26 protein-coding genes are annotated in these 26,520 nt (G+C 71.0%); 13 read left to right on the forward strand and 13 right to left on the reverse strand.

Features of this window, described 5'->3' with window-relative positions; all coding sequences use genetic code 11:
- The coding region (locus IE317_RS35525) for an amino acid permease (RefSeq protein WP_191315751.1) at positions 1-540 on the forward strand (540 nt) is incomplete at its 5' end.
- Between the two features lie 125 nt (positions 541-665).
- Positions 666-1,472: a S1 family peptidase gene (locus IE317_RS35530; RefSeq protein WP_191315752.1), complete on the forward strand. Its 807-nt coding sequence runs from the start codon at positions 666-668 to the stop codon at positions 1,470-1,472.
- 53 nt (positions 1,473-1,525) lie between these two features.
- Here IE317_RS35530 and IE317_RS35535 read toward each other — a convergent pair whose 3' ends face one another.
- Together IE317_RS35535 and IE317_RS35540 are read right to left on the reverse strand one after the other, a co-directional pair.
- Positions 1,526-2,626: an NAD(P)H-dependent flavin oxidoreductase gene (locus IE317_RS35535; protein ID WP_191315753.1), complete on the reverse strand. Its 1,101-nt coding sequence runs from the start codon at positions 2,624-2,626 to the stop codon at positions 1,526-1,528.
- 66 nt (positions 2,627-2,692) lie between these two features.
- A complete protein-coding gene (locus IE317_RS35540) occupies positions 2,693-4,312 on the reverse strand; it encodes an acyl-CoA synthetase (RefSeq protein WP_191315754.1) in 1,620 nt (539 codons plus the stop codon).
- Positions 4,313-4,374: 62 nt separating this feature from the next.
- Here IE317_RS35540 and IE317_RS35545 point away from each other — a divergent pair, with 62 nt between their 5' ends.
- The 4 genes from IE317_RS35545 to IE317_RS35560 all read left to right on the forward strand — a co-directional run bounded on the left by IE317_RS35545 (position 4,375) and on the right by IE317_RS35560 (position 8,403).
- Positions 4,375-5,163, forward strand: a complete 789-nt coding sequence (locus IE317_RS35545; RefSeq protein ID WP_191315755.1) for a crotonase/enoyl-CoA hydratase family protein — start codon at positions 4,375-4,377, stop codon at positions 5,161-5,163.
- Positions 5,164-5,244: 81 nt separating this feature from the next.
- Entirely contained in the window at positions 5,245-6,222 is a 978-nt protein-coding gene (locus tag IE317_RS35550) for a Zn-ribbon domain-containing OB-fold protein (RefSeq protein ID WP_191315756.1), read from the forward strand.
- 7 nt (positions 6,223-6,229) lie between these two features.
- Entirely contained in the window at positions 6,230-7,243 is a 1,014-nt protein-coding gene (locus tag IE317_RS35555) for a thiolase domain-containing protein (RefSeq protein WP_191315757.1), read from the forward strand.
- Positions 7,240-8,403, forward strand: coding sequence for a thiolase domain-containing protein (locus tag IE317_RS35560; protein ID WP_191315758.1), 1,164 nt, complete (start codon positions 7,240-7,242; stop codon positions 8,401-8,403). The genes IE317_RS35555 and IE317_RS35560 overlap by 4 nt, the downstream gene beginning before the upstream one ends.
- Here IE317_RS35560 and IE317_RS35565 read toward each other — a convergent pair whose 3' ends face one another.
- Both IE317_RS35565 and IE317_RS35570 read right to left on the reverse strand, forming a co-directional pair.
- Complete coding sequence (locus tag IE317_RS35565; RefSeq protein ID WP_191315759.1) at positions 8,404-9,423, reverse strand: YhjD/YihY/BrkB family envelope integrity protein; 1,020 nt, start codon at positions 9,421-9,423, stop codon at positions 8,404-8,406.
- A 49-nt stretch (positions 9,424-9,472) separates the two neighbouring features.
- Entirely contained in the window at positions 9,473-10,264 is a 792-nt protein-coding gene (locus tag IE317_RS35570; RefSeq protein ID WP_191315760.1) for a transglutaminase-like domain-containing protein, read from the reverse strand.
- Between the two features lie 35 nt (positions 10,265-10,299).
- Between IE317_RS35570 and IE317_RS35575 the strand changes: the two genes are divergently transcribed.
- Positions 10,300-10,881 (forward strand): dienelactone hydrolase family protein, encoded by a 582-nt coding sequence (locus IE317_RS35575; RefSeq protein WP_191315761.1) that lies wholly within the window; start codon positions 10,300-10,302, stop codon positions 10,879-10,881.
- On the opposite strand, the gene IE317_RS35580 is transcribed toward IE317_RS35575, so the two are convergent.
- Entirely contained in the window at positions 10,853-12,079 is a 1,227-nt protein-coding gene (locus tag IE317_RS35580) for a cytochrome P450 (RefSeq protein WP_191315762.1), read from the reverse strand. The genes IE317_RS35575 and IE317_RS35580 overlap by 29 nt on opposite strands.
- 231 nt (positions 12,080-12,310) lie before the next feature.
- On the opposite strand from IE317_RS35580, the gene IE317_RS35585 reads away from it, so the two are divergent.
- Positions 12,311-13,468 carry a steroid 3-ketoacyl-CoA thiolase gene (locus IE317_RS35585; protein ID WP_191315763.1) on the forward strand — a complete coding sequence of 386 codons (1,158 nt, stop codon included), beginning with the start codon at positions 12,311-12,313 and terminating at the stop codon, positions 13,466-13,468.
- 54 nt (positions 13,469-13,522) lie between these two features.
- Positions 13,523-14,320 carry an alpha/beta fold hydrolase gene (locus tag IE317_RS35590; protein WP_191315764.1) on the forward strand — a complete coding sequence of 266 codons (798 nt, stop codon included), beginning with the start codon at positions 13,523-13,525 and terminating at the stop codon, positions 14,318-14,320.
- Positions 14,321-14,333: 13 nt separating this feature from the next.
- On the opposite strand, the gene IE317_RS35595 is transcribed toward IE317_RS35590, so the two are convergent.
- From IE317_RS35595 to IE317_RS35610, 4 genes are read right to left on the reverse strand one after another with little or no spacing between them, the layout of a single operon-like run.
- Positions 14,334-15,536 (reverse strand): metal-dependent hydrolase family protein, encoded by a 1,203-nt coding sequence (locus IE317_RS35595; protein ID WP_191315765.1) that lies wholly within the window; start codon positions 15,534-15,536, stop codon positions 14,334-14,336.
- The gene (locus tag IE317_RS35600) at positions 15,533-16,948 is read right to left on the reverse strand and encodes a sodium:solute symporter family protein (protein WP_191315766.1); all 1,416 of its coding nucleotides are present in this window, start codon (positions 16,946-16,948) and stop codon (positions 15,533-15,535) included. Before IE317_RS35600 ends, IE317_RS35595 begins: the two co-directional genes overlap by 4 nt.
- Entirely contained in the window at positions 16,945-17,142 is a 198-nt protein-coding gene (locus IE317_RS35605; protein ID WP_191315767.1) for a hypothetical protein, read from the reverse strand. Before IE317_RS35605 ends, IE317_RS35600 begins: the two co-directional genes overlap by 4 nt.
- Positions 17,143-17,146: 4 nt before the next feature.
- A complete protein-coding gene (locus IE317_RS35610; protein ID WP_191315768.1) occupies positions 17,147-18,340 on the reverse strand; it encodes a M20 metallopeptidase family protein in 1,194 nt (397 codons plus the stop codon).
- Between the two features lie 68 nt (positions 18,341-18,408).
- Here IE317_RS35610 and IE317_RS35615 point away from each other — a divergent pair, with 68 nt between their 5' ends.
- Complete coding sequence (locus tag IE317_RS35615) at positions 18,409-19,467, forward strand: Lrp/AsnC family transcriptional regulator (protein ID WP_229903071.1); 1,059 nt, start codon at positions 18,409-18,411, stop codon at positions 19,465-19,467.
- 831 nt (positions 19,468-20,298) lie between these two features.
- Here IE317_RS35615 and IE317_RS35620 read toward each other — a convergent pair.
- The 4 genes from IE317_RS35620 to IE317_RS35635 all read right to left on the reverse strand — a co-directional run bounded on the left by IE317_RS35620 (position 20,299) and on the right by IE317_RS35635 (position 24,280).
- Positions 20,299-21,210 carry a hypothetical protein gene (locus IE317_RS35620; RefSeq protein WP_191315769.1) on the reverse strand — a complete coding sequence of 304 codons (912 nt, stop codon included), beginning with the start codon at positions 21,208-21,210 and terminating at the stop codon, positions 20,299-20,301.
- Between the two features lie 31 nt (positions 21,211-21,241).
- Positions 21,242-22,651, reverse strand: coding sequence for a DUF1996 domain-containing protein (locus IE317_RS35625; protein WP_191315770.1), 1,410 nt, complete (start codon positions 22,649-22,651; stop codon positions 21,242-21,244).
- A 272-nt stretch (positions 22,652-22,923) separates the two neighbouring features.
- Entirely contained in the window at positions 22,924-23,712 is a 789-nt protein-coding gene (locus IE317_RS35630; protein ID WP_191315771.1) for a zf-HC2 domain-containing protein, read from the reverse strand.
- A 7-nt stretch (positions 23,713-23,719) separates the two neighbouring features.
- Entirely contained in the window at positions 23,720-24,280 is a 561-nt protein-coding gene (locus tag IE317_RS35635) for a sigma-70 family RNA polymerase sigma factor (RefSeq protein ID WP_191315772.1), read from the reverse strand.
- Between the two features lie 239 nt (positions 24,281-24,519).
- On the opposite strand from IE317_RS35635, the gene IE317_RS35640 reads away from it, so the two are divergent.
- From IE317_RS35640 to IE317_RS35650, 3 genes are read left to right on the forward strand one after another with little or no spacing between them, the layout of a single operon-like run.
- Positions 24,520-25,125 carry a hypothetical protein gene (locus tag IE317_RS35640; protein WP_191315773.1) on the forward strand — a complete coding sequence of 202 codons (606 nt, stop codon included), beginning with the start codon at positions 24,520-24,522 and terminating at the stop codon, positions 25,123-25,125.
- Positions 25,109-25,909: a DUF4142 domain-containing protein gene (locus tag IE317_RS35645; protein WP_191315774.1), complete on the forward strand. Its 801-nt coding sequence runs from the start codon at positions 25,109-25,111 to the stop codon at positions 25,907-25,909. The genes IE317_RS35640 and IE317_RS35645 overlap by 17 nt, the downstream gene beginning before the upstream one ends.
- Positions 25,902-26,519: a ferric reductase-like transmembrane domain-containing protein gene (locus IE317_RS35650; RefSeq protein ID WP_191315775.1), complete on the forward strand. Its 618-nt coding sequence runs from the start codon at positions 25,902-25,904 to the stop codon at positions 26,517-26,519. The genes IE317_RS35645 and IE317_RS35650 overlap by 8 nt, the downstream gene beginning before the upstream one ends.
- The last annotated feature ends 1 nt before the right edge of the window (position 26,520 follow it).

Below are 26,520 nucleotides of genomic sequence, written 5' to 3' on the forward strand. Positions count from 1 at the left end.
GGCATCACCCTCGTCGTCTACGCCGCGCTGGCGGTGCTGCTGCTCGTCCGGCTCGGCCCGGCCGCGCTCGCCGCGAGCCCGGACCCGATCGCCGCGGCCGTCCCGGCGTGGCTCGCCCCGGTGGTCCGGGCCGGCGCGGCGGTCGCCGCGCTCGGCTCGCTGCTCGCGCTCATCCTCGGCGTCTCGCGCACGACGCTGGCGATGAGCCGCGACGGCCACCTGCCTCGCTTCCTCGCCGCCGTGCACCCGCGCTACCGGGTGCCGCACCGGGCCGAGCTCGCCGTCGGGCTCGTCGTCGCCGTGCTCGCCGCGACGATCGACCTGCGCGCGGCCATCGGCTTCTCGTCTTTCGCCGTTCTGACCTACTACGCGATCGCCAACGCGGCCGCGCTCACGCTGAAGGGGAAGATGCGAGCCGTCCTGGGGCTGACCGGGTGCGTGGTGCTGGCGTTCAGCCTGCCGCTGCCGTCGGTGCTCGCCGGGTGCGCGGTGGTGTCACTGGGCGGTCTGGCCTACGGCGTTCGCCGGGTCCGCCGGTGAGAAATCACCCAACCGCCCGAAAGATCCGAAGAAAGTCGGTTGTCCCGGTCTGCGCGCACCTGGTGTAGTCGTGGGGCCGCTCACGGCAATCGCTTCCACTGTGGACACTGGAAGGACTGATCCCCTTGGCCCCCAAGCGCTGGTTCACCCTGCTCAGAAACGCCACCACCGCACTCGCCGCGGTCGCCGCCGCGGCCTCGTTCGCCACCCCCGCGATCGCCTCCACCGCCCAGCCGCCGTCCACCGACGTCGTCGGCGGCACCCGGGCCGCCCAGGGCGAATTCCCGTTCATGGTCCGGCTTTCCATGGGCTGCGGCGGCGCGCTGTACACCAAGCAGATCGTCCTGACCGCGGCGCACTGCGTCAGCCGGACCGGGGCCAACACCTCGATCACGGCGACCGTCGGCGTCGTCGACCTCCAGAGCTCCAGCGCGCAGAAGATCCGCTCGACCTACGTCTACCAGTCCCCCACCTACGGCACCTCGACCGGCGGCGACTGGGCGCTGATCAAGCTCGCCAGCCCGGTGAGCGGCCTGGCCACCATGCCGATCGCGACGACCAGCGCGTACAACACCGGCACCTTCACCGTGGCCGGGTGGGGCGCGGCCCGCGAAGGCGGCGCGCAGCAGCGGTACCTGCTCAAGGCGACGGTCCCGTTCGTCGACGACGCCACCTGCGCTGCCCAGGGCGGCAGCTACCCCGACCTGATCCCGAGCGCCGAGATCTGCGCGGGCAACCTCGCCTCCGGCGGCGTCGACACCTGCCAGGGCGACTCCGGCGGCCCGATGTTCCGCCGCGACAACGCAGGCGCCTGGATCCAGGTCGGCATCGTCAGCTGGGGTGACGGCTGCGCCCGGGCGCACGCTCCCGGCGTCTACACCGAGGTGAGCACGTTCGCGTCGAAGATCGCCGCGGCCGCCGCCACGCTGTAACCGCTTCCACACGCAGAAGGGCCCCCGCCGCGGCGGGGGCCCTTCTCGCGGCTTCAGCGCGTCTTGTCCAGGCGGGACAACGCTTCTTCGTAGCCGGACACCAGTTCCGCGACGACGTCGGCGACCGGCCGCACCCGGTTCATCCGGCCGACGATCTGCCCGACCGGCATCGACACCACGCTCGGGTCGTTCGCCGCGTGGATCCGGTTGTGGGCCGGGGAAACCAGCAGGTTCTGCAGCGGCATCGGCAGCGGCTCGGGCGCGTCCGGCGCGGCCCACGCCTCGGTCCAGCGGGTCTTGAGCAGCCGGGCCGGTTTGCCGGTGTAGATCCGCGTCCGCACGGTGTCCGACGACGAAGCCGCGACGAGCGCCTGCTGCATCGCGACCGATTCGCCCATCGTCTGCAGGTACTCCTCGGTGGCCAGCCACATCGAGCCCATCCAGACGCCGGACGCGCCGAGCGCGAGCGCCGCGGCCATCTGGCGGCCGGAACCGATTCCGCCCGCGGCGAGCACCGGCACGTCGACCGCGTCGACGATCTCCGGCACCAGCACCATGGACGCGATCTCGCCGGTGTGCCCGCCGGCTTCGTAGCCCTGCGCCACCACGAAGTCGACGCCGTTTTCGACGTGCCGCACCGCGTGCTCGGCCTTCCCGGCGAGCGCGGCCACGGGCACACCGCGATCGTGGCACTGCCCGATCACATCGACCGGCGGCGAGCCGAGCGCGTTGGCGATCAGCTTGATCGGGTGGTTGAGCGCGACCTCGACGTGCGACCGGGCGACCGAGTGCAGCCAGCCGAGCACCCCCGCGCGCTCGTCGGTGTCGTCCGGCAGCGGCGGGACCGAAAGCTCCTTCAGGACGCGGTCGACGAACGCGCGGTGCCCGTCCGGGATGAGCTTCGCCAGATCGACCTGCGTGCCCTCGGCGGGCACCTTCGCCGGCATGACGATGTCGACGCCGTACGGTTTCCCGCCGGTGTTCTCGTCCATCCAGGTGAGCACCCGGTCGAGCTCGGCGGCGTCGTTGAACCGCACGCAGCCGAGCACGCCGAGCCCGCCGGCGCGGCTGAGCGCCGCGGCGACGTGCTCCGACGGGGTGAACCCGATGATCGGCAGGTCGATGCCGAGCCGGTCGCACAGGGGTGTCCGCACTCTTGTCCTCCTCCCGGAAGGGCACTTTCACGTGAAAGTGCCCCTCCGGATCAGTAGTCAGCAGGCTCAGGCGGGCTGGGCCGTGGCCGGTTCGTGCTCGGCGGCGTAGCGCTGGGCCCACGGGTAGTCCGGCTTGCCGCTGGGCGACCGGCCGATCTCGCCGGCCAGCCAGATCGTGCGCGGCACCTTGTACCCGGCGATCTCGCCGCGGACGTGCTCTTCGAGCGCCTCCAGGTCCGGCGAAGCGCCCTCGCGGAGCTGGACGACGGCGGCCACGCGCTGGCCGAGCCGCTCGTCCGGAACCCCGATGACGAGCGCGTCGAAGACGTCGGGGTGCGACTTGAGCGCCCCTTCGACCTCTTCGGGGTAGACCTTCTCGCCGCCGGTGTTGACGCACTGCGAGCCGCGGCCGAGCAGCGTGACGGTGCCGTCCTCTTCGTAGCGGGCGTAGTCGCCCGGGACGACGTACCGGACGCCGTCGACCTCGACGAAGATCTTCTTGCTCTTCTCGGGATCGTTGTAGTAGCCGAGCGGGACGTGCCCGCGGCGGCCGATCAGCCCGGTCGCGCCGGGCTTCTTCTCGACGATGGTGCCGTCTTCGTCCAGCAGGACGGCGTCCTGGCCGAAGTTCACCCGCGGTCCGGCGCTGTGGTCGGACCCCTTGGCCACCGCGCCGATGCCGGTGAAGCCGCTCTCCGACGCGCCGATCGCGTCGGTGACCAGCGCGTGGGGCGGCACGAGCTCGACGAACTGCTGCTTCACCGACTGCGAGAACAGCGCGGCGTGGCTCGACACCGCAACGATGGACGAAGCGTCGTAGCCACCCTCGTAGTAGGCCTCGATGAGCGGCCGCGCCATCGCGTCGCCGACGATCGTGAGGACCTGGACCTTGTGCTTCTGCACGGCCTTCCAGATCTCGTGGGGGTCGAAGCGGGGCACGAAGATCACCGGGCTGCCGGTGAACAGCGCGCCGAACGCGGCCCACTGCGCGGCGCCGTGGATCAGCGGCGCGGCGGGCAGCCGGCTCAGGCTGCCCAGCTTGCCCTGCTCGGCGAGCGTCCATTCGTCCGGGACGTACTCGCCGGTGACGAAGTTGATCCCGCCGCCGAGCGCGCGCCAGACGTCCTCCTGCCGCCAGAGGACGCCCTTCGGGTAGCCCGTGGTGCCGCCGGTGTAGAGGATGTAGAGGTCGTCGCCGCTTCGCTCCCCGAAGTCCCGCTCGGGGCTCTGCGCTGCGAGGGCGGCTTCGTACTCGACGCCGCCGTAGCTCTCGTAGTCGCCGTCGCTGCCGTCGTCGATCACGACAACGTGTTTCAGTTTCGGCGCCTCCGGCAGCACCGCGGCGACCCGGTCGGCGTAGCTGCGTTCGTGCACGAGGGCGACGATCTCGGCGTCGTTGAAGAGGTAGACGAGTTCGCCGTGCACGTAGCGGTAGTTGACGTTGACGGCGATCGCGCGCAGCTTGTACGCCGCGATCATCGCCTCCAAGGCCTCGATCGAGTTGCGGGAGTAGACCCCGATGTGGGATCCGCGTCCCACGCCGTGCGCGGCGAGGTGGTGGGCGAGCCGGTTGGCCCGCGCCTCCAGTTCGGCGAAGGTGACCTGCCGGTCGCCGCACACGACCGCGACGCGCTCCGGCACGGCGTCGACGGCGTGCTCCAGAAGATCCGCGATGTTGAGTGCCACGCCCTCAAAGTAGAACATGTTATCGTTCCGGGCAATGGCACTGCTCCTTCAGGAGGTCTTCCGTGGGTGAACCGCACGCGCTGGTGACGCAGGAGGGGCAGACCCTCGTCGTCACGATGAACCGGCCCGAGGCGCGCAACGCGATCACCGGCGAGATGATGTCGATCATGGTCGACGCCTGGGACCGCGTCGATTCCGACGACTCGATCCGCAGCTGCGTCCTCACCGGCGCGGGCGGCGCGTTCTGCGCGGGCGCGGACCTGAAATCGATGTCCCGCAACTCGCCGTCGGAGTCGTTCGCGTCGGGCAAGTTCGACCCTTCGCGCATCCCGGGCCTCTTGAAGGGGCGCCGGCTGACGAAGCCCCTGATCGCGGCGGTCGAGGGGCCGGCGATCGCGGGCGGGACCGAGATCCTGCAGGGCACGGACATCCGGGTGGCCGGCGAGTCGGCCCGCTTCGGGGTGTCGGAGGCGCGGTGGGGCCTGTTCCCGATGGGCGGGTCGGCGGTGCGGCTGCCCCGCCAGATCCCGTACACGGTGGCCGCGGACATCCTGCTGACCGGCCGCCACCTGACCGCGGCGGAAGCGCTGGCCATCGGCTTGATCGGGCACGTCGTCCCGGACGGCTCCGCGTTGACGAAGGCCCTCGAGCTGGCCGCGTTGGTCAACGCGAACGGCCCGCTGGCCGTGCGGGCCATCCTGCGGACGATCCGGGACACCGAGGGGCTTCACGAGGAAGAGGCCTTCAAGCTGGACTCGCAGTACGGCATCGAGGTGTTCGCGTCCGAGGACGCCAAGGAGGGGCCGCGGGCGTTCTCGGAGAAGCGGAAGCCGGACTTCACAGGCCGCTGAACGAGAACGCGTTCTTTTCCCACCGGACCAGCCCGCGGAGGAACCTTGTCGGCAGAACGAGAACGTGTTTCACTCAAGGACGTGACCGAGACACCGCTTGCGGCACCGCTGAACGTCGGCTTCGACTACACCCGCTCGACCGGGCCCGTCCTGGGCCGGTTCGTCACCGCGCTGCGCGACCACCGCATCGAAGGCATCCGCGGCAGCGACGGCCGGGTGCACGTCCCGCCGGTCGAATACGACCCGGTGACCGCCGAACAGCTCAGCGAATTCGTTCCCGTGCGCGAAGAGGGCACGGTCGTCTCCTGGTCGTGGTGCCCGGAGCCGCTGGACGGGCAGCCGCTGAGCCGGCCGTTCGCCTGGGCGCTGGTGCAGCTCGACGGCGCCGACACCCCGATGCTGCACGCCGTGGACGCCGGGTCGCCGTCGAACATCCACAGTGGACAGCGGGTGCGCGTGCGGTGGGCCGACGAGGTCGTCGGGCACATCCGCGACATCGCCTACTTCCTGCCCGTGGACGCCGAGGACACCACGCCCACCGAGCCCGCTCCCCCCGTCGCCGAGCGCTCCGACGGCGCGCCGATCAGCGTCGTCATCACGCCGGTGCACCTGAAGTACATGCACTCCGCCTCCCCCGAGGAAAGCACGTACCTGCGCGGGCTCGCCGAGGGGAAGATGATCGGCCAGCGGTGTCCCGCCTGCGGCAAGGTCTACATCCCGCCGCGCGGCGCCTGCCCGACCGACGGCGTGCCGACCACCGAAGAGGTCGAGCTGCCCGACACCGGCATCGTCACCACGTTCTGCATCGTCAACGTCCCGTTCCTCGGGCAGCGGATCAAGCCGCCGTACGTCGCCGCGTACATCCTGCTCGACGGTGCCGACATCGCCTTCCTGCACCTCGTCCTCGGCTGCGCCGCCGAAGACGTCAAGATGGGCATGCGGGTGCGCGCCGCGTGGAAGCCGCGCGAAGAGTGGTGGACGTCGCTGGAGAACATCAGCCACTTCGAGCCGACCGGCGAGCCGGACGCGGCTTACGAAACCTTCGCCCACCACCTGTGAGGTCCTGATGCCAGACGTCGCGATCGCGGGCTTCGCGAAGGCCCCCAACGTCCGCGAAACACCGGGTACCACCAACGGCGTGGAGATGCTCGTCCCGATCTTCGCCGAGGTCTTCGCGCAGACCGGATTGTCCAAACAGGACATCGGGTTCTGGTGCTCCGGCTCCTCGGACTACCTGGCCGGCCGCGCGTTCTCCTTCATCGCCGCCGTCGACGCGATCGGCGCGTTCCCGCCGATCCACGAGTCGCACGTCGAGATGGACGCCGCCTGGGCGCTCTACGAGGCGTGGCTGAAGATCAAGATGGGCGAGGTCGAGACCGCGCTCGTCTACGGCTTCGGCAAGTCCAGCGCCGGGCAGCTGCGCCGGGTGCTCGCCCTGCAGCTCGACCCGTACGTCGTCACGCCGCTGTGGCCGGACTCGGTCTCGATCGCCGGGATCCAGGCGCGGCTGGGCCTGGAGGCCGGGCTCTGGTCCGAAAAGGACCTCGCCGAGGTCGCCGCCCGCGGCACCGGCAAGGACGTCGCGGAACTGCTCGACACGCCGTACTACGCCGACCCGTTGCGCAAGCACGACATCGCTCCGATCACCGACGGCGCCGCCGTGATCATCCTGTCCACTGTGGAACGGGCACGGGAGATCGTCGAGCGCCCGGCGGTGATCACCGGGATCGAGCACCGCGTCGACTCCCCCGTGCTCGGCGCCCGCGACCTGACGCGCTCGCCGTCCACCGAGGCGGCGGCGAAGGCGCTCGACCTCGACGGCGTCGACCTCGCCGAGCTGCACGCGCCCTTCACGCACCAGGAGCTCATCCTGCGCACCGCGCTGGGTCTCGGCGACGGCGTGCAGGTCAACCCCTCCGGTGGGGCGCTGGCCGCGAACCCGATGTTCTCCGCCGGGCTCGCCCGGATCGGCGAAGCGGCGGTCCGGATCCACCGCGGCGAATCCCGCAAGGCCGTGGCGCACGCGACGAGCGGCCCGGCCCTGCAACAGAACCTGGTGACCGTGCTGGAGGCCCGATGACCAAGCAGCTCACCGCCGTGCTCGGCACCGGCCAGACGCACCACCGCGCCAAGCGGCAGGACGTCTCGATGCCGGGCCTGCTGCGCGAGGCGATCGACCGCGCCATGCTCGACGCCCAGGTGGAGTGGGCCGACATCGACGCCGTCGTGCTCGGCAAGGCCCCGGACCTGTTCGAGGGCGTGATGATGCCCGAGCTGTTCCTCGCCGACTCGCTCGGCGCGACCGGGAAACCGCTGCTGCGCGTGCACACGGCCGGGTCGGTGGGCGGCTCGACCGCGCTGGTGGCGGCGTCGCTCATCCAGGCGGGCGTGCACCGGCGGGTGCTCACGGTGGCCTACGAAAAGCAGTCCGAGTCGAACGCGATGTGGGGCCTGTCGATCCTGCCGCCGTTCCAGATGCCGGTCGGGGCCGGCGCGGGCGGCTACTTCGCGCCGCACGTGCGCTCCTACATCCGCCGCTCGGGCGCGCCCGAGCACGTCGGGGCCATCGTCGCGGCGAAGGACCGGCGGAACGGGGCGTTGAACCCCTATGCGCACCTGCGGCAGCCGGACATCACCGTGGAGTCGGTGCGGGCGTCGCAGATGCTGTGGGACCCGATCCGCTACGACGAGACGTGCCCGTCGTCGGACGGCGCGTGCGCGATGGTGCTCGGCGACGAGGCCGCCGGGGACGCGGTCGAGGGCGGCGCGGCGTGGATCCACGCGACGGCGATGCGCACCGAGCCGACCACGTTCGCCGGCCGGGACCAGGTGAACCCGCGGGCCGGGCGCGAGGCCGCGGCCGCGTTGTGGGCCGAGGCGGGCATCACCGATCCGATGTCCGAAGTGGACGTCGCGGAGATCTACGTGCCGTTCTCGTGGTTCGAGCCGATGTGGCTGGAGAACCTGGGTTTCGCGCCGGAAGGCGAGGGCTGGAAGGTCACCGAGAAGGGCGAGACGGCGATCGGCGGACGGCTGCCGTGCAATCCGTCGGGCGGGGTGCTGTCCTCCAACCCGATCGGCGCGTCCGGCATGCTGCGGTTCTCCGAGGCGGCGAAGCAGGTCATGGGCCGGGCCGGGGACTACCAGGTGGACGGCGCCCGCCGCGCGCTCGGCCACGCCTACGGCGGCGGCTCCCAGTACTTCTCGATGTGGCTGGTCGGCTCCGAGAAGCCGAGCTGATCACCGCCGGGAGCGGCGCCACCGCAGTGCGAGCAGCGTCCCGAGGACGCCGGTGACCACGCCGACCGTGGCGGGCACCGCGATCGGCGGGTCCACCACGACCACCGGCTCCAGCACCACCGGCGCCGGCGGCTGGACCGGCTTCGGGGGCGCGTCGGAGCCGGTCGCCGTCCACGCCGTGACGTAGACGAGCAGCCGCGCCACCAGCGAGATGAAGAAGATGAGACCGATGATCGAGCCGAAGGCGATCCCGGTCGGCGAGTCGCCGATCAGCCTGAGGTAGAACCCGCCGGCCAGCTTGAGCACCTCGAACCCGACGGCCAGGGCGACGGCGCCGCGGACCGCGCTGCGCACCCCGACCTTCTGGCGCGGCAGCCGCGTGAGCACCCAGAGGAACACCAGCCAGTCCGCGGCCAGGGAGAGCGGCACCGAGGACGCCGAGACGAGCTGGTGCCCCCAGCTCGTGTCGTCGAGGCCGGCCAGCCGGAGCAGGTAGCTGCCGAGCGCGGTGCCGGAGATGGTGAGCGTGAACGACACGAGCAACGCCGCGGTCAGGCCGAGCAGGGCGAGCAGGTCGACCAGGATGAGCCGCAGCAGCGACTGGTCCGACCGGTTCTGCCCCCACAGCGCCGTCAGCGAGTCCCGCAGGGCGTTCATCCAGTTCCAGCCGGAGTAGAGGCCGATGGCCAGGCCGAGCACGCCGACGCTGGTCCGCTGCTCGACGAAGCCGGTGAGCAGTTCCGTGGCCTTGTCGCCGAGCCCGCCGGGCAGCGTGGACACGATCGCGTGCACCAGCGTGTCGAGCAGGTGCGGCTGGGTGGCCAGCACGAACCCGGCGACCGACGAGGCGACCATCAGCAGCGGCACCAGCGACAGCAGGCTGAAGTAGGTGATCGAAGCGACGTAGTGGTAGCCGCCGGAGTCGATGTAGCGGTTGGTCGCGCGGGCGAGGTGGTCCAGCCACCGGTACCGGGCGCGCGCCCGGGCCCAGGGGCTCGGCGCCTTGGGGGAACTCTTCACGAAGACTGTCTACCCAGCCGGGGCGCTCTTTGCGCAGGCAACACGCGGGTCACCCCAGAACGACCAATCCCGTGCCGTCGTCGACGGGCAGGGCGGCGTCCGTCGTGGCGAAGACGGTGCTGCCCAGGAAGTCGAGTTCGCCGCCGAGCGTGGCGAGGAACGCGGTGTCGGCGGCGTCGCGGCCGGTGGAGATCCGCAGCATGGTCTGGCGTGGCGCGAGCCGGGTGGCGTCGAAGACGTACCAGTGGCCCTCGACCGCGGCCTCGAAGACGGCGTGGAAGTCCATCGGCGCGAGCCCGGGCGCGTACACGCCGACGTACCGCGCGGGGATGTCGAGGAACCGGCACAGGGTGATGCAGACGTGCGCGAAGTCCCGGCAGACGCCTTCGCCGGCCAGGAGGGTGTCGACCGCGTCGTCGGTGGGACGGCTGGCACCGACCACATAGGACAGTCGATCGTGGACGTGCCGCACGATCGCTTCGATTTGCCTGCGCGGGTTCTTGAGCTCGACGAGCTCCGGCGGCACGAGCCCGGCGACGCGGTCGGACGGGCAGTACCGGCTCGGCCGGGTGAAGACGGCGACGTCGGCGAGCGTGACGGGCTCGGGTTCCGCTTCGCCCAGGACGCGTTCGGCGTGGTAGGTCACGCGGTGTTCGCCGGCCGGGAGGTCGAACACTTCGGCCCGGGTGCCGTGCTCGAACTCGACGGGCCGGCTGTCCCCGTGCCAGGACACGCGGAGTTCTTCGGTGTCGGCGTGCGCCGCGGCGATCGAGATCGCCGCGGGCCCGGTTTCGGTGACGCGGATGGCGAACTCGACGTCCACGGTCGCTCGCGGGGCCATCGCCCCATGATGCCACCCCCTGGCAGAATCGCCGGGTGACCGACCTCGTGGTGTTCCACTCCGTCCTGGGACTGCGGCCCGTCGAACTCGGCTTCGCCGATCGGCTGCGAGCGGCGGGGTACCGAGTCACCACCCCCGACCTGTACGCCGGCCGGACGGTGTCGACCCTGGACGAAGGCTTCGCGCTGAAGGACGCCGTCGGCTGGGAGACCATCACCCGGCGAGCCCTCGCTGCCGTGCGCGACCTCCCGGCGGACACCGTGCTGGTGGGCGTGTCGATGGGGGCCGGTGTGGTCGAGACCGTGCTCCCGCACCGGCCCGGCACCACCGGCGTCCTGCTGCTGCACGCACTGGGGGCGCTCCCGGCCGGGGTCCGCGCGGGCCTGCCGGTGCAGGTCCACGTCGCCGACCCCGATCCGATCGCACCCCCGGCGCAGGTCGCGGCCTGGCGCGAGGCCACGGCGCGGTCGGGCGCCGACGCCCGGGTGTACACCTACCCGGGCGTCGGCCACTTCTACACCGACGCGGACGGCCCCGAATACGACGCCGCGGCGGCCGGACTCACCTGGCAACGCGTCGAGGAGTTCCTCAGCCGTAGTGCACCGGGTAGTGCTTGATGCCGTTGATCCAGCTCGACCGCAGCCGCACCGGCGGCGCGGCTTCGGTGATGTTCGGCATCACGTCGGCGATGGCGTTGAAGATCAGGTCGATCTCCAGCCGGGCCAGGTTCGCGCCGATGCAATAGTGCGACCCCGTCCCGCCGAATCCGACGTGCGGGTTGTCCTCGCGGAGGATGTCGAACTTCTCCGGGTCCTCGAAGACTTCGTGGTCGAAGTTGGCCGAGCTGTAGAACATGCCGACGCGGTCGCCCTTTTTGATCTGTGCGCCGCCGAGCTCGGTGTCGCGGGTGGCGGTGCGTTGGAACGCGACGATCGGGGTGGCCCAGCGGACGATCTCGTCCGGCGCGGTCTTGGGCCGCTGTTCCTTGAACAGCGCCCATTCGTCCGGGTGGTCCAGGAACGCCTTCATGCCGTGGGTGATGGCGTTGCGCGTCGTCTCGTTGCCGGCGACGGCGAGCAGGATGACGAAGAACCCGAACTCGTCGGAGCCGAGCGACTCGCCGTCGACGTCGGCCTGGATGAGCTTGGTGGCGATGTCGTCCATCGGGCACTTGCGCCGGTCCTCGGCCATGTTCCAGGCGTACCCGACGAGCTGGGCGGACGCCTCCAGCGGCGCGACCTCGTACTCGGGGTCGTCGTAGGCGACCATCTGGTTGGACCAGTCGAAGATCTTGAGCCGGTCGTCCTGCGGGATGCCGATGAGCTCGGCGATCGCCTGCAGCGGCAGTTCGCAGGCGACGTCGGTGACGAAGTCGCCGGACCCCTTCTTCCGCGCCTCGTGCACGATCCGCTCGGCGCGGTCGCGCAGCGTGTCCTCCAGCTTGGCGATGGACCGCGGGGTGAAGCCCTTCGACACGATCCGCCGCAGCTTCGTGTGCTGCGGGGCGTCCATGTTGAGCAGCACCAGGCGGTTCGCCTCGAGGTTGTCCTCGGTCATGTTCTCGTCGAAGCGGATGATGGCGGTCTTTTCCCGGGACGAATACAGCGTGCTGTCGCGGGAGACCTCCTTGACGTCCGCGTGGCGCGAGACGACCCAGTAGCCGTCGTCGCGGTAGCCGGCGGTGTTGTGCTTCTGGGGGTTCCACCACACCGGGGCGGTCCGCCGCAGTTCGGCGAACTCGGCGACGGGAAGTCGCTCTGCCAAGAGATCGGGATCGGTGAAGTCGAACCCGGCGGGGATGAGCGGAGCGGCCACGTTGCCTCCCACGGTTCGGCTTGGAACACGTTCTAAGTTGGATTGAAGCATACGGTGTTAACCAAGGGAAGACCGTAAGTGAAACCCGTTTACTTAACCGATGATGCCAGGTGAGCGTGCGCTCACCCCAGGAAGATCAAGAAGTGGTGGAGCCTGCGCAGACTTGCACAAAATAATAACCTGTTCTAGTTTCTGAGTCAGTGAACAGTATTTCCCGACGAAAGGGACGACATGGGCGTGCCGGTCATCGTCGAAGCCGTGCGAACCCCGATCGGCAAGCGGAACGGGCTGCTGGCCGGCCTGCACGCGGCCGAGCTGCTGGGTGCCGCGCAGCTCGCCCTGCTCGACCGCGCCGGGATCGACCCGGCCCTCGTCGAACAGCTCATCGGCGGCTGCGTCACGCAGGCCGGTGAGCAGTCGAACAACGTCGCGCGCACGGCGTGGCTGCACGCGGGCCTCCCGGAAACGGCGGGCGCGACGACGATCGACGCCCAGTGCGGCTCGGCGCAGCAGGCCACCCACCTCATCGCCGGTTTGATCGCGGCGGACGCCATCGACGTCGGCGTCTCCTGCGGGGTCGAGGCGATGAGCCGGGTGCCGCTGGGCACGAATCGGGCCGGCACGTCACCGCGGCCGTCGTCGTGGTCGATCGACCTGCCCAACCAGTACGGCGCGGCCGAGCGGATCGCGGTTCGCCGCGGGCTGACCCGCGAGGACGTCGACCGGTTCGGCGCGGCGTCCCAGCAGAAGGCGGCGGCCGCGTGGGAGGCGGGCCACTTCGACCGCGAGGTGGTGCCGGTGAAGGCCCCCGTCCTCGCGGCTGACGGGGCTTTGACCGGCGAAACGCGCTTGGTCACCCGAGACCAGGGCCTGCGCGAGACAACGGTCGAAGGCCTGGCCCGGCTCAAGCCGGTGGTCGAGGACGGCGTCCACACGGCGGGCACGTCGTCGCAGATTTCCGACGGCGCGGCGGCATTGCTCCTGATGGACGCGGACCGGGCGGCGGCGCTGGGCCTGCGCCCGCGCGCGCGGATCCTCGCGCAGGCGCTGGTCGGCGCGGAGCCGTACTACCACCTGGACGGCCCGATCCGCGCGACCGAACGCGTGCTCGCCCGGACCGGGATGACCGTGGGTGACGTGGACCTGTTCGAGGTCAACGAGGCGTTCGCTTCGGTGGCGCTGTCGTGGCAGCAGGTGGTCTCGCCGGACCCGTCCCGGGTCAACGTCAACGGCGGCGCGATCGCCCTCGGTCACCCGGTGGGCAGCACGGGCGCGCGGCTGCTGACGACGGCGTTGCACGAGCTGGAACGGCGGGACGCGTCGACGGCACTGGTGACGATGTGCGCGGGCGGCGCGCTGGCCACGGCGTCGATCATCGAACGGCTCTAGCCGGGGATCGACCACCACGCCGTCGGGTCAACGGGTTGTGCTTCACTTCGAGGCATGATCTCGGAAAGCCGTTGCCCGGTGGAGGACGGCGAGCTCCTCGTCCGCCGCGGCGGTGAGGGCCCGGCACTGCTGCTGATCTCGGGCGGCACCGGATCGGGCGACGCCTACCGCGCGCTGGCGAAGCAGCTGTACGCGGACTACACCGTGATCACCTACGACCGCCGTGGCCACTTCGGCAGCACGGACACCACCACCGGCCCGGTCCCGGTTGCCCTGCAGGCGGACGACGCACTGGCGGTCCTCGACCACGCGGCCGACGGCCCGGCGCAGGTGTTCGGCTCGAGCGCGGGCGCGCTGATCGGCCTCGACCTCGTCGCCCGGTACCCGGACCGCGTCACGACGCTGGTCGCGCACGAACCCCCGGCGGTCCACCTGATGCCGGACGCGGGCGGCTGGCTCGAAGCGGCGGCCGAACAGGTCCGGCTGGCCCGTTCGGGTGAGCTGATGACCGCGGTGACGCGCTTCGCGGACGCGATCGCCGGCGCGGCGCTGCCGGACCTGCCGAACCTCCGCCTCCCCCACGAAGCCGACTGGCTCCGGCTGTTCGACCGCGAGCTGACGGAGTTCTTCGACTACCTGCCCGACCTGCGGGCGCTGCGGAAGGCGAGCACGGAGATCTTCCCGGTGGCGGGCGAGGGCAGCCGGGGCCGCTACCACTACCAGCCGGCGAAGATCCTGGCGCTGGAGCTGGGGTTGCCGTTCACGGAGCTGCCGGGGGCGCACCTGGCACCGCAGCGGAACCCGGCGAAGTTCGCGGCGGCGCTGAAGGACCTGCTGAACCCGGAGTCCTGACGCACGACAGGCGTCAGACGACCCGGATGCCGTCCTTCCAGACCTCCCGGACGTTCGACGCCAGCGCCGGGAAGTCGTACGGATCCCCCGCCACCACCACGACGTCCGCGCGCAGGCCCGGCTCCAGCCGGCCGAGCTCGCCGTCCAGGCCCATCAGGCGGGCCGCCGAGGAGGTCGTCGCCTCCAGGACGTCTCCCGGTGTCATCCCGCACGCCGCCATCAGGGCCAGTTCCTCGAGGTTCGTCCCGTGCGGCCCGACTCCGCTGTCCGTGCCCATCGCGATCCGGACCCCCGCCGCATACGCGCGGCGGACGGAATCCCGGTGCGCCTCCACCACTTCGCGCGCCTTCGCCACCACCGCCGCCGGGAGGTCGACGCCCGCGTCGGCCGCGCGGACCACGTTGACCGGGGCGATCAGGGTCGGGACCAGCCAGGTTCCGTGACCGAGCATCAGCTCGATCGCTTCGTCATCCAGGTAGATGCCGTGCTCGATCGACCGCGCGCCGGCGCGGACCGCGTTCTTGATGCCCGCCGCGCCCTGGGCGTGCGCCATCACCGGGCGGCCCTGCATCGCCGCCTCCGTCACCAGGACGTCCAGTTCCTCCGGGGTGAACTGGGAGTGCCGCGGGTCGTCGCGCGGGGACAGCACGCCGCCGGTCGTGCACACCTTGAGCACGTCGGCGCCCGCGCGCAGCAGCGTCCGGGCCACCCGGCGCATCTCGTCGGGGCCGTCGACCGTGGTCTCCGGACGGCCCGGGTGCGGCACCATCAGCGGGACGCACAACCCGGACGGGTGCCAGGCGTCGCCGTGGCCGCCGGTGGGACTGATCAGGCCGATGGAGATCTGCAGCCGCGGGCCCGGGATCAGGCCGTCGTCCACCGCCTGCTTGATGCCGAGATCCGCGCCCGCCGCGTCGCGGACCGTCGTGATGCCCAGGCCCAGCGTGGCCCACAGGTTCCGCGCGGCCTCGTAGAACTGGTAGGAGAACGGCTTCTGCACCCGGGACAGCAGCCCGATGTCCGAGACCGTGACGTGCACGTGGCAGTCGAAGAGCCCCGGCAGCAGCACCGTGCCGGTGCAGTCGACACCCTCGTCGCCGTCGAGGCCGGTCCCGACGTCGACGATCCGGCCGTGCTCGACGACGACGTCGGCCGGCGCCGGGTCCGCGCCGGTGCCGTCGAAGACCGAGCCGCCGGTGAACACCGTGCGCGTCACGCCGCCTCCACGAGAGCCGTCCGGCGCGGCGCCACCACCGCGGCCAGTGCGAGCACGACGACGTTGACGCCGAGCCCGACCAGGCCGACGTTGACCGTGCCCGCCAGCTGAGTGTCCACAAAGGTCAGCCAGATCACCACGAGCTCGCCGGCGACCAGCCCGGCCAGCACCGGGCCCTTGCCGACCGGCACCCGCCGCAGGAACCCCAGCAGGTTGGCCGGGGCCAGCTGGACCGACCCCGAATAGGTCAGCAGCAGCAGGTTGGCCAGCAGGTCCGGCCGGAAGATCCCGAGCACGAGGGCCAGCGTACACGCGAGGACAACCGTGCCGTGGTTGATCCAGAACTGCCGCCGTCCGCTGCGGACGCGGACGATGTTCCGCGCCACCAGCGACGAAATGCCGATCAGGATCCCGGCCGCCGGGACCATCGCGGTGGCGGTCGCGGCGACCACGACGATCCCGGTCACCCACCCGGGCAAGGCGTCCTTCGACAGCGTCAGTAATACGCCGTTCGGGTCACTCCCCTTGGGCACCACCAGGATCGCCGCGAAGCCGATCACCATCGGCAGCAGCAGGCTCAGCTCGTACACCGGCATCCAGGCGTAGTTGCGGCGCAGCACCTTCGGGTCGCGCGCCGACATCAGCGCCGGCCACGAGTGCGGCAGCGTCATCAGCCCGACGCCGATCGCGCTGACCAGCATGCTCGTCACGAACCAGACGTGATCGTTCGCTCCACTGTGGACGACGAGCTTCTCGGGGTGCAGCTGTTCGATCCGGTGGAACACCGCCGGGATGCCGCCGGCGAAGTGCGTCGGCACCGCGATGATCAGCACCACCAGCGCGACCAGCATGATGCCGTCCTTGAAGTACGACGTCGCCGCGACGCCGCGCAACCCGGCCCACAGCACGAACGCGACCACCAGCACGCTGCCGGTCACCATGCTCAGCGTCCCGGACGCGGTGTCGCCGGTGACCAGCCGGACGATCAGCCCGAGCCCGGTGATCTGCAGCTGCAGGTAGGGCAGCACGAACACGACGCCGAGCACCGCGGACAGCGTCCCGAGCGCCCGGCTGCGGTAGCGGTCCTCGAGGAAGTCGCCCTGGGTGAGGTAGCCGCGCTCCTTCCCCATCGTCCACAGGCGTTTCGCGAGGAAGAACAGCACGACGTAGGCGATCGGGACGTACGGCAGCGCGTACATCGCGGCGACGCCGCCGGAGAACGCCAAGCCGGCCATGCCGAGGAAGGTGAAGGTGGTGAACACCTCCCCGGCCTGCAGGAACCACATCGTCACGGCGCCGAAGCGGCGGCCGCCGACGGTCCACTCGGCGAGGTCCGCGACGGGCTTGCGCCGCCCGATGAACCCGAGGACGCCGATCAGCACGATGCCGGCGAGGGTGAAGGCGAGGATCATCCGTCGTCCTCCCCCGCGCGCATGAGGTGTTCGGACAGCAGCAGCGCCGGGGTGAACATGAGGCACCAGAACGCGCCCCACACGATCATCCGCGGCAGGCCGAGCCACAGCCCGGTGGTGTTGACGAACGGCAGGAACGGCATCAGGACCAGCGCGACGACGGGCAGCAGCGGGGGCCAGTGGTAGCTGCGCACGGACTCACCGGGCCAGGAGCGCGAGCCGGCGGACGGCGAGCTCGGCCAGCAGCGCGGCGCCGTCGCCGAGCACGCTGTCGTCGAAGCGGGCGCGGGGCGAATGGTTGTCCGGGGCGGTCGCCGGGTCCGTCGGGCACGCGCCGAGGAAGAGGTACGCGCCCGGAACCCGTTCCAGGACGCGGGAAAAGTCCTCCGAACCGGTGATCGGATCGGCCATCTCGGTGAAGCGTTCCTCGCCGAAGACGTCGCGGATCGTGTCGGCCACGAAGTCGTAGGCACCGGCGTCGTTGATCGTCGCGGGGTATTCGGGTTCGTAGGTGACGTCGATGTCGAGGCCGTGCGCCTGGGCGATGCCGCGGCAGACCTGCACCGCGCGCTCGCCGACCCGGGCCGCGACCTCCGGGGAGAACGACCGCAGCGTGGCCTCGAAGACGGCGTCGTCCGGGATGATGTTGCGCCGGGTGCCGGCGTGGAACGAGCCGACGGTGATGACGACCGGGTCGAAGACGTCGAAGGTGCGCGTGACCATCGTCTGCAGGGCGGTCACCATCTCGCAGGCCGCCGGGATGGGGTCGCGGGCGTCGTGCGGGGAGGAGCCGTGGCCGCCGTCGCCCATCACCCGGACTTCGAGCGCGCCCGAGGCCGCCATCAGCGTGCCCGGCCGGGCGGTGAACTGGCCCTTGGCGTAGCTGGCGGCCGAAACGTGCAGGCCGTAGGCGGCGTCGACGGGCCTGCCGGAGGCGGTCAGCACGCCTTCGTCGATCATGCGGCCGGCGCCGTCCCAGCCTTCTTCGCCGGGCTGGAACATGAAGACGACGTCGCCGGGGAGGTCGTCTTTCCGGGCGGCGAGCAGCCGGGCCGCGCCGACCAGGCCCGCGGTGTGCAGGTCGTGGCCGCAGGCGTGCATGGCGCCGTCGAGGGTCGAGGTGAACTCCTCGCCGCTGGCCTCGGTGACCGGCAGCGCGTCCATGTCGCCGCGGAGCAGGACGGTGCCGCCGTTGCCGCCACCGCGGAGGACGGCGGTGATCGACGACAGGTTCTTGCCGAGGGTGATTTCGAGGGGCAGGCCGTCCAGGGCGGCGAGGACCCGTTCCTGGGTGCGCGGCAGGTGCAGGCCGATCTCGGGGATGCGGTGCAGGTCGCGGCGGAGGGTGACCAGGTCGTCGAGCAGGGCGGCGGCATCGGAACGCAGGGTCATCCGCCGATCATGCGAGAGTCGAGCACAATGGCCGGAGAAAATCGACGAAACCACCGATCCGAGGGCTGATGAGCGAAGAATCCGCCATGTTGTCCGAGCAGGACCTCAAACTGGCCGACGCGCTCCAGGCGGCGCCGCGGGCGTCGTGGTCGACGCTCGGGGACGCGCTCGGCCTCGGCGCGGTGACCGTGTCCCGCCGCTGGGACGCGCTCGTGGAGCGTGGGGAGGCTTGGCTCACCGCCTACGCCGGCGGGGAGCTGATCGAGCAGCTGGTGCTGGCGTTCGTCTCGATCGACTGTGAGCCGGGCGCGGCGGTGTCGGTCGCCTACGAGCTGGCCTCGGACGTGCACGTGGCGACGGTCGAGCAGGTGGCGGGGCCGTGCGACCTGCTCGCGCATGTGGTGGCGCCGTCGTTGCGAGAGCTGGGGGCGCACGTGGCGGCCCTGGCGGTCCCCGGCGTGACGCGGCTGCGGACGACGTTGTCCCCGCGGATGTTCACCGAGGGCAGCCGCTGGCGGGTGCGGGCGATCTCGCCGGGCCAGCGGGAGGCCTTGTCGGCGAAGCCGGCCCGCCACCGCGCCCCGCTGCGGTTCGACGCGGCGGACCGGGCCCTGATCCTGGCGCTGGGCACGGACCCCCGTGCGTCGGCGGCGGCGCTGGCGGAGTCACTCGGCATCGGGGCGACGACGGTCCGCCGCCGGCTGGACGGACTGCTGGGCCGCGGCGCGATCCGCGTCCGCTGCGAGATCGCGCGGTCGGTGTCGCCGGCGCCGGTCACGGTGACGCTGTGGCTGCGCGTGCCCCCGGACAAGCTGGAGACGACGGCCCGCTCGCTGGCGATGGTGCCGGAGGTCCGCATGTGCGCGGCCCTGACCGGCGCGGCGAACCTGATGCTGGTGCTGTGGCTGGCTTCGTCGCACGAGGTGGTTCCCGTGGAGGCCCAGCTGGCGGCGAAGCTGCCGTGGCTGGAGATCACCGGCCGGGCGGTGACGCTGCGGAGCGTCAAGCTGATGGGCCGGGTGCTCGACGCCGCGGGCCGCGGGACGGGGCGGGTGCCGCTGGACTTCTGGGCCGCGGTCCCCGTGCCGGAGCACGGGGACCGCAGCGTTCACCGGCCCGGGGGATGAGGGGGTGAGGTGGAGGGAAGCATCCCCCGGGACCGGGGTTCGTGGGCAACGCCTCCGCCGAGAGTCCGGCCCGGTGACCGAGGGGCGGCCACCGGCCGGGGCTTCGGGGCGGGGTTCGCGGTCTTCGCGGGGCTTTCGGGCGGGACTCGCGTGGCTCGGGACGGAAGTCGCGTGATCAGGGGCGGATCTCGCGGGCTTGGGGACGGAAGTCGCGTGATTGGGGGCGGAATCTCGCGTGCTTGGCGACGGAAGTCGCGTGGTTGGGGGCGGATCTCGCGGGCCGGGAGGGGCATCTCGCGTGATTGGAGGGGCATCTCGCGTGATCGGAAGGGCATCACGCGTGATTGGGCGGGCATCTCGCGCGCTGGCGCGTCGGCTGGCGTACCTGGAGGGTCGGGTTGCGTGGCTGGAGGGTCGGGTGGGTGGGGGAAGGGTTCCGGCGCGGTGGACGGGGGTGAGGTGGAGGGAAGCGTCCACCGGGCCGGAACTCGCGGGCGGGAGCGACTCCCGCCTTCTCCTCCTTCGCTGATCCGGCAGAGCCGGATCGGTGGGGTGAAGAATCCCGGCCCGGCGGACTCAAGGGGGGTGAGGTGGAGGGAAGCGTCCACCGGACCGGGGCTCGGGGTGCGAGACAAACGTCCCGCGATCTTCGGGGTGAAACAACCCGCCCGGCGGACTAGGGGGGTGAGGTGGAGGGAAGCGTCCACCGGACCGGGGCTCGGGGTGCGGGAGAAACCTCCCGCGACTTACGGGGTGAAGCAACCGGCCCGGCGGACTCAAGGGGGGTGAGGTGGAGGGAAGTGTCCGCCGGGCCGGGGATCGAGGGGCGGGTCAGTACCCGCCGGGGGATGTCGCCACTGCCTGCCGGACCGCGGGCCGTCGGGCCGGGTCCGCCTTGCAGCCGTTGGGTTCCAGTGCGTACCAGGTGCCGCCCGCGCCGTGGCCGCTCGCCTCTCCGGGCGCGCCGTCCTGGGCGTAGGTGTACACCGGCCAGCCGCCGACCGTCACCTGGCTGGTGCCGTCCGCTCGGCGGATGCGGCCGACCAGTCCGGCGTCGATCCCGTCGGCGACGGTGATGCGGCCGTCGGCCGGCAGCGGCGGCCACTTCCGCGCGCAGGCTGCGTCGCAAGTGGACTTTCCGGATCCCTTGCCGTCCTGGGTGAAGAGGTAGAGCGTGCGGCCGCCGGAGTCGGTGAGGACCGGGCCGAGGCCGTCGACCTCCGTGGTACCGAGGGTGGCCGGCTCGCTGCCCGCCTTCTCCCCCGTCGGGGTGATCGCCGCCCAGTCCGCGCCGGCTTCCCGGCCGAGCGCGACGCCCGGGCCGGTGTCCTTCGCGTACCGGTAGACCGGCCAGCCGCCGACCGTCACCTGCTTGCGGCCGTCGGGCCGGGTGACCAGGCCGACCCCGGCGCCGGGCACCGGGACGTCGGAGACCAGCGGCGGCCACGTCATCGCGCACGGACCGGCACAAGTCGCCTTCGACGGCTTGGCCGCGTCCTTCGCGTAGCGGTAGAGCGTGTGCCCTTCGGCATCGGCCAGCACCGTGCCCAGACCGTCCACCGTGGACGAGATCAGCTGGACGCCGGAGCCGGCCGGAACCGCGCTCGCCGGCTGCTGCTGCGCCCCGAGCACCACCGGACGGCCGGCACCGGACGTGGCGTACGGGTTGGTCCCGCAGGCCGCGACCAGCGCGAGTCCGGCGAAGGCGATCGGTGCGGCGGCAGCCGGGCGAGCACGGTTCATCGGAAGTTCTCCTTCCCGCTTGCGAAGGGCGCTATTCGGCGCAGACCTTGCCGGAGTTGATGCAGTTGACCAGGCGGCCCATGATCTGCTTGTTCATCACGTTCGCGAAGTCGTCGTGGTCGGACTTCGGGTTGTGCTCTTCCTGGGCGAAGGCGTCCACCTTGTACTCCTTGTTCTGCTGGACGTCCTGCGGAACGTTGTACACCAGGGTGACCTCGAGCTGGGGCACGTTCTTGAACCCCTGCGGGCACTTGCCCTGCTTGTCGGCGAACACGATGTGGGTGCGGTGGTTCGCGCTGTCGGTGTTCTTGCCGTCCCAGCAGTTGGGGAACGCGTGGATGCGCTCGACCTTGCTGCCCTGCGGGCAGATCGGGTACTTGTCGGTCAGCCGGTCCTCGAACCCGGTGCAGGTCCAGCTCGGCCGCGCGTTGGCCGGGCCGTTGGTGCTCTGCTTGGCGTCACCGTAGAGGATCTTCAGGCCGAGCGGCATCGCGACGACGTTCTGCGCGCCGCCGCCGATGAACTTCAGCGTCGCGGACTCGGGCTCGATGATCTCGCCGTCGTTGTCGCCGACCTCTTCGTTCGCGCCCTGCGGGCCGCCGAGCTCTTCCTGCTGCCCCTGGTCCTTGTTCTGGTCCTGGTTCTTGCCCTGCTGGTTCTGCTGGTCCTTGTTCTGGCCCTGCTGCTGGTTCTTGTTCTGCTGGTTCTGCTGGTTCTTGTTCTGGTCCTGCTGCTGGCCGTTCTGGTCCTGCTGCTGGTTGCGCTGGCGGCGCTGGCCGTCCTGCTGCTGACCGTCGTTCTGGTCGCCCTGCTGCTGCCGCGCGCTCCTGCCCGACTGACCGCCGCCCTGGCCGGCGCGCTGATCCTGCGCGTCCTTGGCGTCCTGGGCGCTCTTGTCCTCTTGGACGTCGCCCGTCTTGCCCTGCTGCTCCTGCTTGGCCTTCTGGTTCTTCTGCTGGTCCTGGGCCTTGTCTTCGCGGTCGATCCGGATGACGGGCCAGAAGTAGGCGGACTTGTCACCGTTCTTGCAGGTGGTGCCGCCGGCGAGCAGGCTCTTGAGGCTCGAGTCGGCGTCCGTCGTCACGTTGCCGACGTAGTCGTGCAGGTGCTGGGCGCCGTTCTTGATCCCGGGCTGGGCGATGAAGTTGTCCGGGTTGTGGTGCGCACCGTCCGCGTTCGTTCCACAGTCGACGGTGAAGGAACCCTTGGCGCCCTTCTTCTTCAAGGCCGCGTTGACGTTGCTGCCCGCGGGAACCTTGGTGATGTCGATGAAGAACGACGGGTCCGCGGGGTCCGCGCTGGCCTCGCCCGTGCGCCCCGCGGTGACCGCGACGGCGAGGCCGCCGACGGCGATCGCCAGGCCGATCGCGCCCATCGCGATCTTGGTTCGGCGGGCGACGCGGTGTTTGCCGGTCACGGGGGGCCGAGAATTCCGGGCCATAGACTAGTTCACCTCGTTCGTTTTTCCGGGCGCGCGCCAGCAGCGCGGCGGCCCGGGCAAGAACTACCGTTGATGGAGCTCGAGATCTCACGGAACCCGTCGGGGATGCTTGCGGTTCCGGCTGTCGGGATGCATCGGGGGATGCATTGGGGGATACGGACCCGAGTGCCCCGAGGTTCAAAAGCGACCGGCCCGTTATCTGTTCGTTATCTGCGAGAACGCAACCGGACAGCATCGACCCAGGTCACGAGGGTTCACGAAGAGAAAGAGATTCAGCGCTGGACGACGACGAGAACGGTGCCGTCTTCGCCGCGGACCTCGAACCGGTTGATCTGGTCCATCGCCAGGGAGACCGAACCCTGCAGCCGCAACGGTTCTGGCGAGCCGGGGATGCCGAACCCCTTGGGCGGCACCGACCAGCTGGAGACGACCCGCTCGGCGCCGGTCGTCGGCACGGCGACCAGCTGGCACTTCACCGGTCCGACGATCCCGCGCAGCTCGAGCTCGACGCGGCTGCCCCACTCCACCGGCGAAACGGTGACCAGGGCGCTGACGGCCGACCCGCCGCTGCCGCGGCCGTAGGTCTGCCCGCCGCCGGGCTGCCCCTGGGCACCCCCGGGCGGCGCGGTGGACGTCGCCGGGACACTCGTGGCCGGCGGTGGCTGCTTGGTGCTCGGAGCGGCGAGCGAGGCGGGCGGGACGGCATCGGCCGGCCGGACCGCGAGGGTCACCAGCGGACCGGCGATCACGGCCGCCGCGGCCGCGGCCCCGGCGAGGATGCCGATCCGGCGACGGCGGCGGCGCTTGACGGCGGCCTCTTCCATGAGGCCGCGCAGCACCCGCGGGCCGGGCGACAGGGTGCGCGGGCTGGGCGCCGGCATCGGCGGCTCCGGCCAGCTGCGCTTCACCAGGTCGAGCACGTCCGGCAGCTGGTAGAGCTCGATCAGGTCGAGCTGGCAGTGCGGGCAGTTCATCAGGTGGGCTTCGAACTGGGAGTTCTCGGCCTCGCTGAGGACGCCGAGGACGTAGGCGGCGACGTCGGTGTGCGGTGATCCGGCCACGCTCAGTTCACCCCCGCTCGCGCAAAGCCCGGCGCAGCGCGCGCACGGCGTGGTGGATGCGGGACTTGACGGTGCCCGGGGGGACGCCGAGGGTGGCCGCGACCTCGTTCACCGTGCGATCGCGCAGGTAGGTCTGCTGGATGGCCTCCCGCTGCTCGGGCGAAAGACCCTGCAGCGCCTCGTAAACGATCATCGCGGCGAGCGTCCGGTCCGATTCGTCGGACACCGCGATCGCGTCGGACTCGATCTCCTCGAGCTCCTGGGGCCGGACGCTGCGGCTGCGCCAGCCGTCGATGACGGTCCGCCGGGCCACCGTGAACAACCAGGCACGCAGCATCTCGGGCTGGCGGTCGAGCTTGTCGGCGTTCCGCCACGCCTTGATCAGGGTCTCCTGCACGACGTCTTCGGCCCACTGCCGGTCGTGGCCGGTCAGCCGCAGGGCGAACGCCATGAGGGACCCGCCGAACTCCTGGTAGAGCGCCTTCGCCAGATCGTCGTGGCCGTCGCCGGGCTCGACGACGACCTCCTGATCTCCGATGGATCTGAGCGCTCGGGTGTGCCGTCCCACGCGGGACATCCTGGTGGGCCGGACGGCCTACGTCCAGTACTTCCGGGCCGCAAACCGGCCCAAAACTTTTTTGAACCGTTTCCGGACCGTGTCCGTATCCCCTACCGAAGACCCCGACCAGGCGTTGTCCCCCGCAACGCTCCGCATCCACTCCGGACCGAATGTCCACTGTGGATCTTTCGCGCCCTTTTCCGTTGCACTACCGGCAACAGCGCGTAGTCATGCCCCACGGAGGAGCAGTGATCCGCATTCCCCGCCCGGTGGTCCCCGCCGCCGTGTGCCTCACCGCACTCGCCTTGCTCACTGCCTGTACCGCCGGTGCCGCCACCACCTCGGGTGGCGGGTACGCCGCCGGCGGTGCCGCCGGGATGCAGATGCCCGGCATGCAACAGCAGGGGCAGGTCGTCCTGCCGATGCCGCAGGGCATCACCGCCGACCCGAACAACCCGGCGAAGAGCCAGCTCAGGGCGGCGAAGACGTTCGACCTCGGTCTCCTGCTCGTCGACGGCACCGGGTACACGATCTACCGGTACGACCGGGACACCCCCAATCCCTCGCGGTCGAACTGCACCGGTGCCTGCGCGACCAAGTGGATCCCGGTCAAGGCCGGCGGCAACCTGCCCCCGATCGACGTCGACCAGTCGCTGATCGGCGAGATCACCCGCGACGACGGTTCCCAGCAGCTCACCCTCGCCGGGTGGCCCCTCTACCACTTCACCGGCGACGAGGAACCGGCCGACACCTCCGGCCAGGGCCTCGACCAGGCGTGGTACCCGATCGCGCCGGACGGCAAGAAGATCACGCTGACCCAGGACGAGTGGAGGCAAAATGCGTTCGGCGTCTGAGCTCGCCGGGTTCGACTGCGAACCCGCGTCGGTTCTCGAGCGTTCCCGCCCGCTGGTCCGGATCCTCTTCGTCGTGGCACTGGTGCTGGCGCTGCTCGCGCCGGGCTCGGCTTCGCTCGCCCAGACCGGCGCCGTGAACTCGGTCTCCGACACCGACGCAGTGCTGTTGACCAAGGTCCGCCAGGCCGGTCTGTGGGAGATGCCGTCGGGCATGATGGCGATGGAGAAGGGCAGCCCGATCGTCCAGAAGGTCGGCTTCGCGATCATGATGGACCACGGCCGCCTCGACGTCGCGACCCGCGCGCTTTCGCAGAAGCTGAACTCGCCGGTCCCCGACCAGCCCTCCGAGGAACAGCGCGGCTGGCTCGCCGAAGAGATGGCCGCCTCCCCCGGCCCGGAGTTCGACCGCGTCTTCGCCAACCGGCTGCGCGCCGCGCACGGCCAGGTGTTCGCCGTCCTCGCGCAGCTGCGGGCCGGTACCCGCAACGACGACGTGCGGGCCTTCGCGACCGTCGGCAACCAGGCCGTGATGCGGCACATGACGATGCTCGAGAGCACGGGGATGGTCGACTACACGGCGCTGCCGGCCCCGGTCGTCTCCACGACCGCCGCGCCCACCGGCATCCAGCTCGGCCTCGACACGTCCCAGATGGCCGTGGTGGGAGCGCTGTTCCTGCTGGTCGGCGGCGGTCTGTTCTACGTGCTGCGCCAGATCAAGAGCAACCGTGGCCGCGCCAGGACGTCCCGGCCGGCCGCCGCGAGAACCGGGGGTAGCCATGGTTGAGACCTGGCACGACGCGACGATCTTCCTCACCCAGCAGTTCCAGCCGAAGACCGACCCGGCGGCCCGCGGCCTCGCCGCCTTCGCCGCCCGGACGTCCTACGCGGCGACGATGCTGACGCTCACCTGGGGCGTGCTCACCGCGACGGGCTGGATCCGCTCGGTCACCGGCCGGAAGGGCCTGCGCAGCACGCACATGGTGCTGGCCACCGCGACGATCATCTTCGGCTTGGTCCACGCGCTGGGCTTCACCTACCTGACCGTCCAGCCGTACAGCTTCGGCTACATGTTCATCCCGTTCGGCTCCGGCCAGGAGACGCGCCACATCGCCGGCATCGTCGGCTTCGAGGTCATGTTCGCCATCTTCCTGACCGCGGGCCTGCAGCGCTTCACCTCCTACCGGCGGTGGCTGTGGCTGCACCGCTGCGCGTACCCGGCGGTGGGCCTGATCGCGATCCACTCCTGGTTCGGCGCCATCGCCAACGGCCACCTCTCGGTCACCTGGCTGGGCGGCATCACGCTGCTCGTCCCGGCCGTGACGGTGTCGATGCTGCGGTTCATGCCGGCCCGCACGCTCGAGCGCATCGGCCTCGTGGAAGAGCAGGTGGCCTGAC

The organism is Amycolatopsis bullii (assembly GCF_014654205.1).
In the GTDB taxonomy this organism is placed as follows: Bacteria; Actinomycetota; Actinomycetes; order Mycobacteriales; family Pseudonocardiaceae; genus Amycolatopsis; species Amycolatopsis plumensis.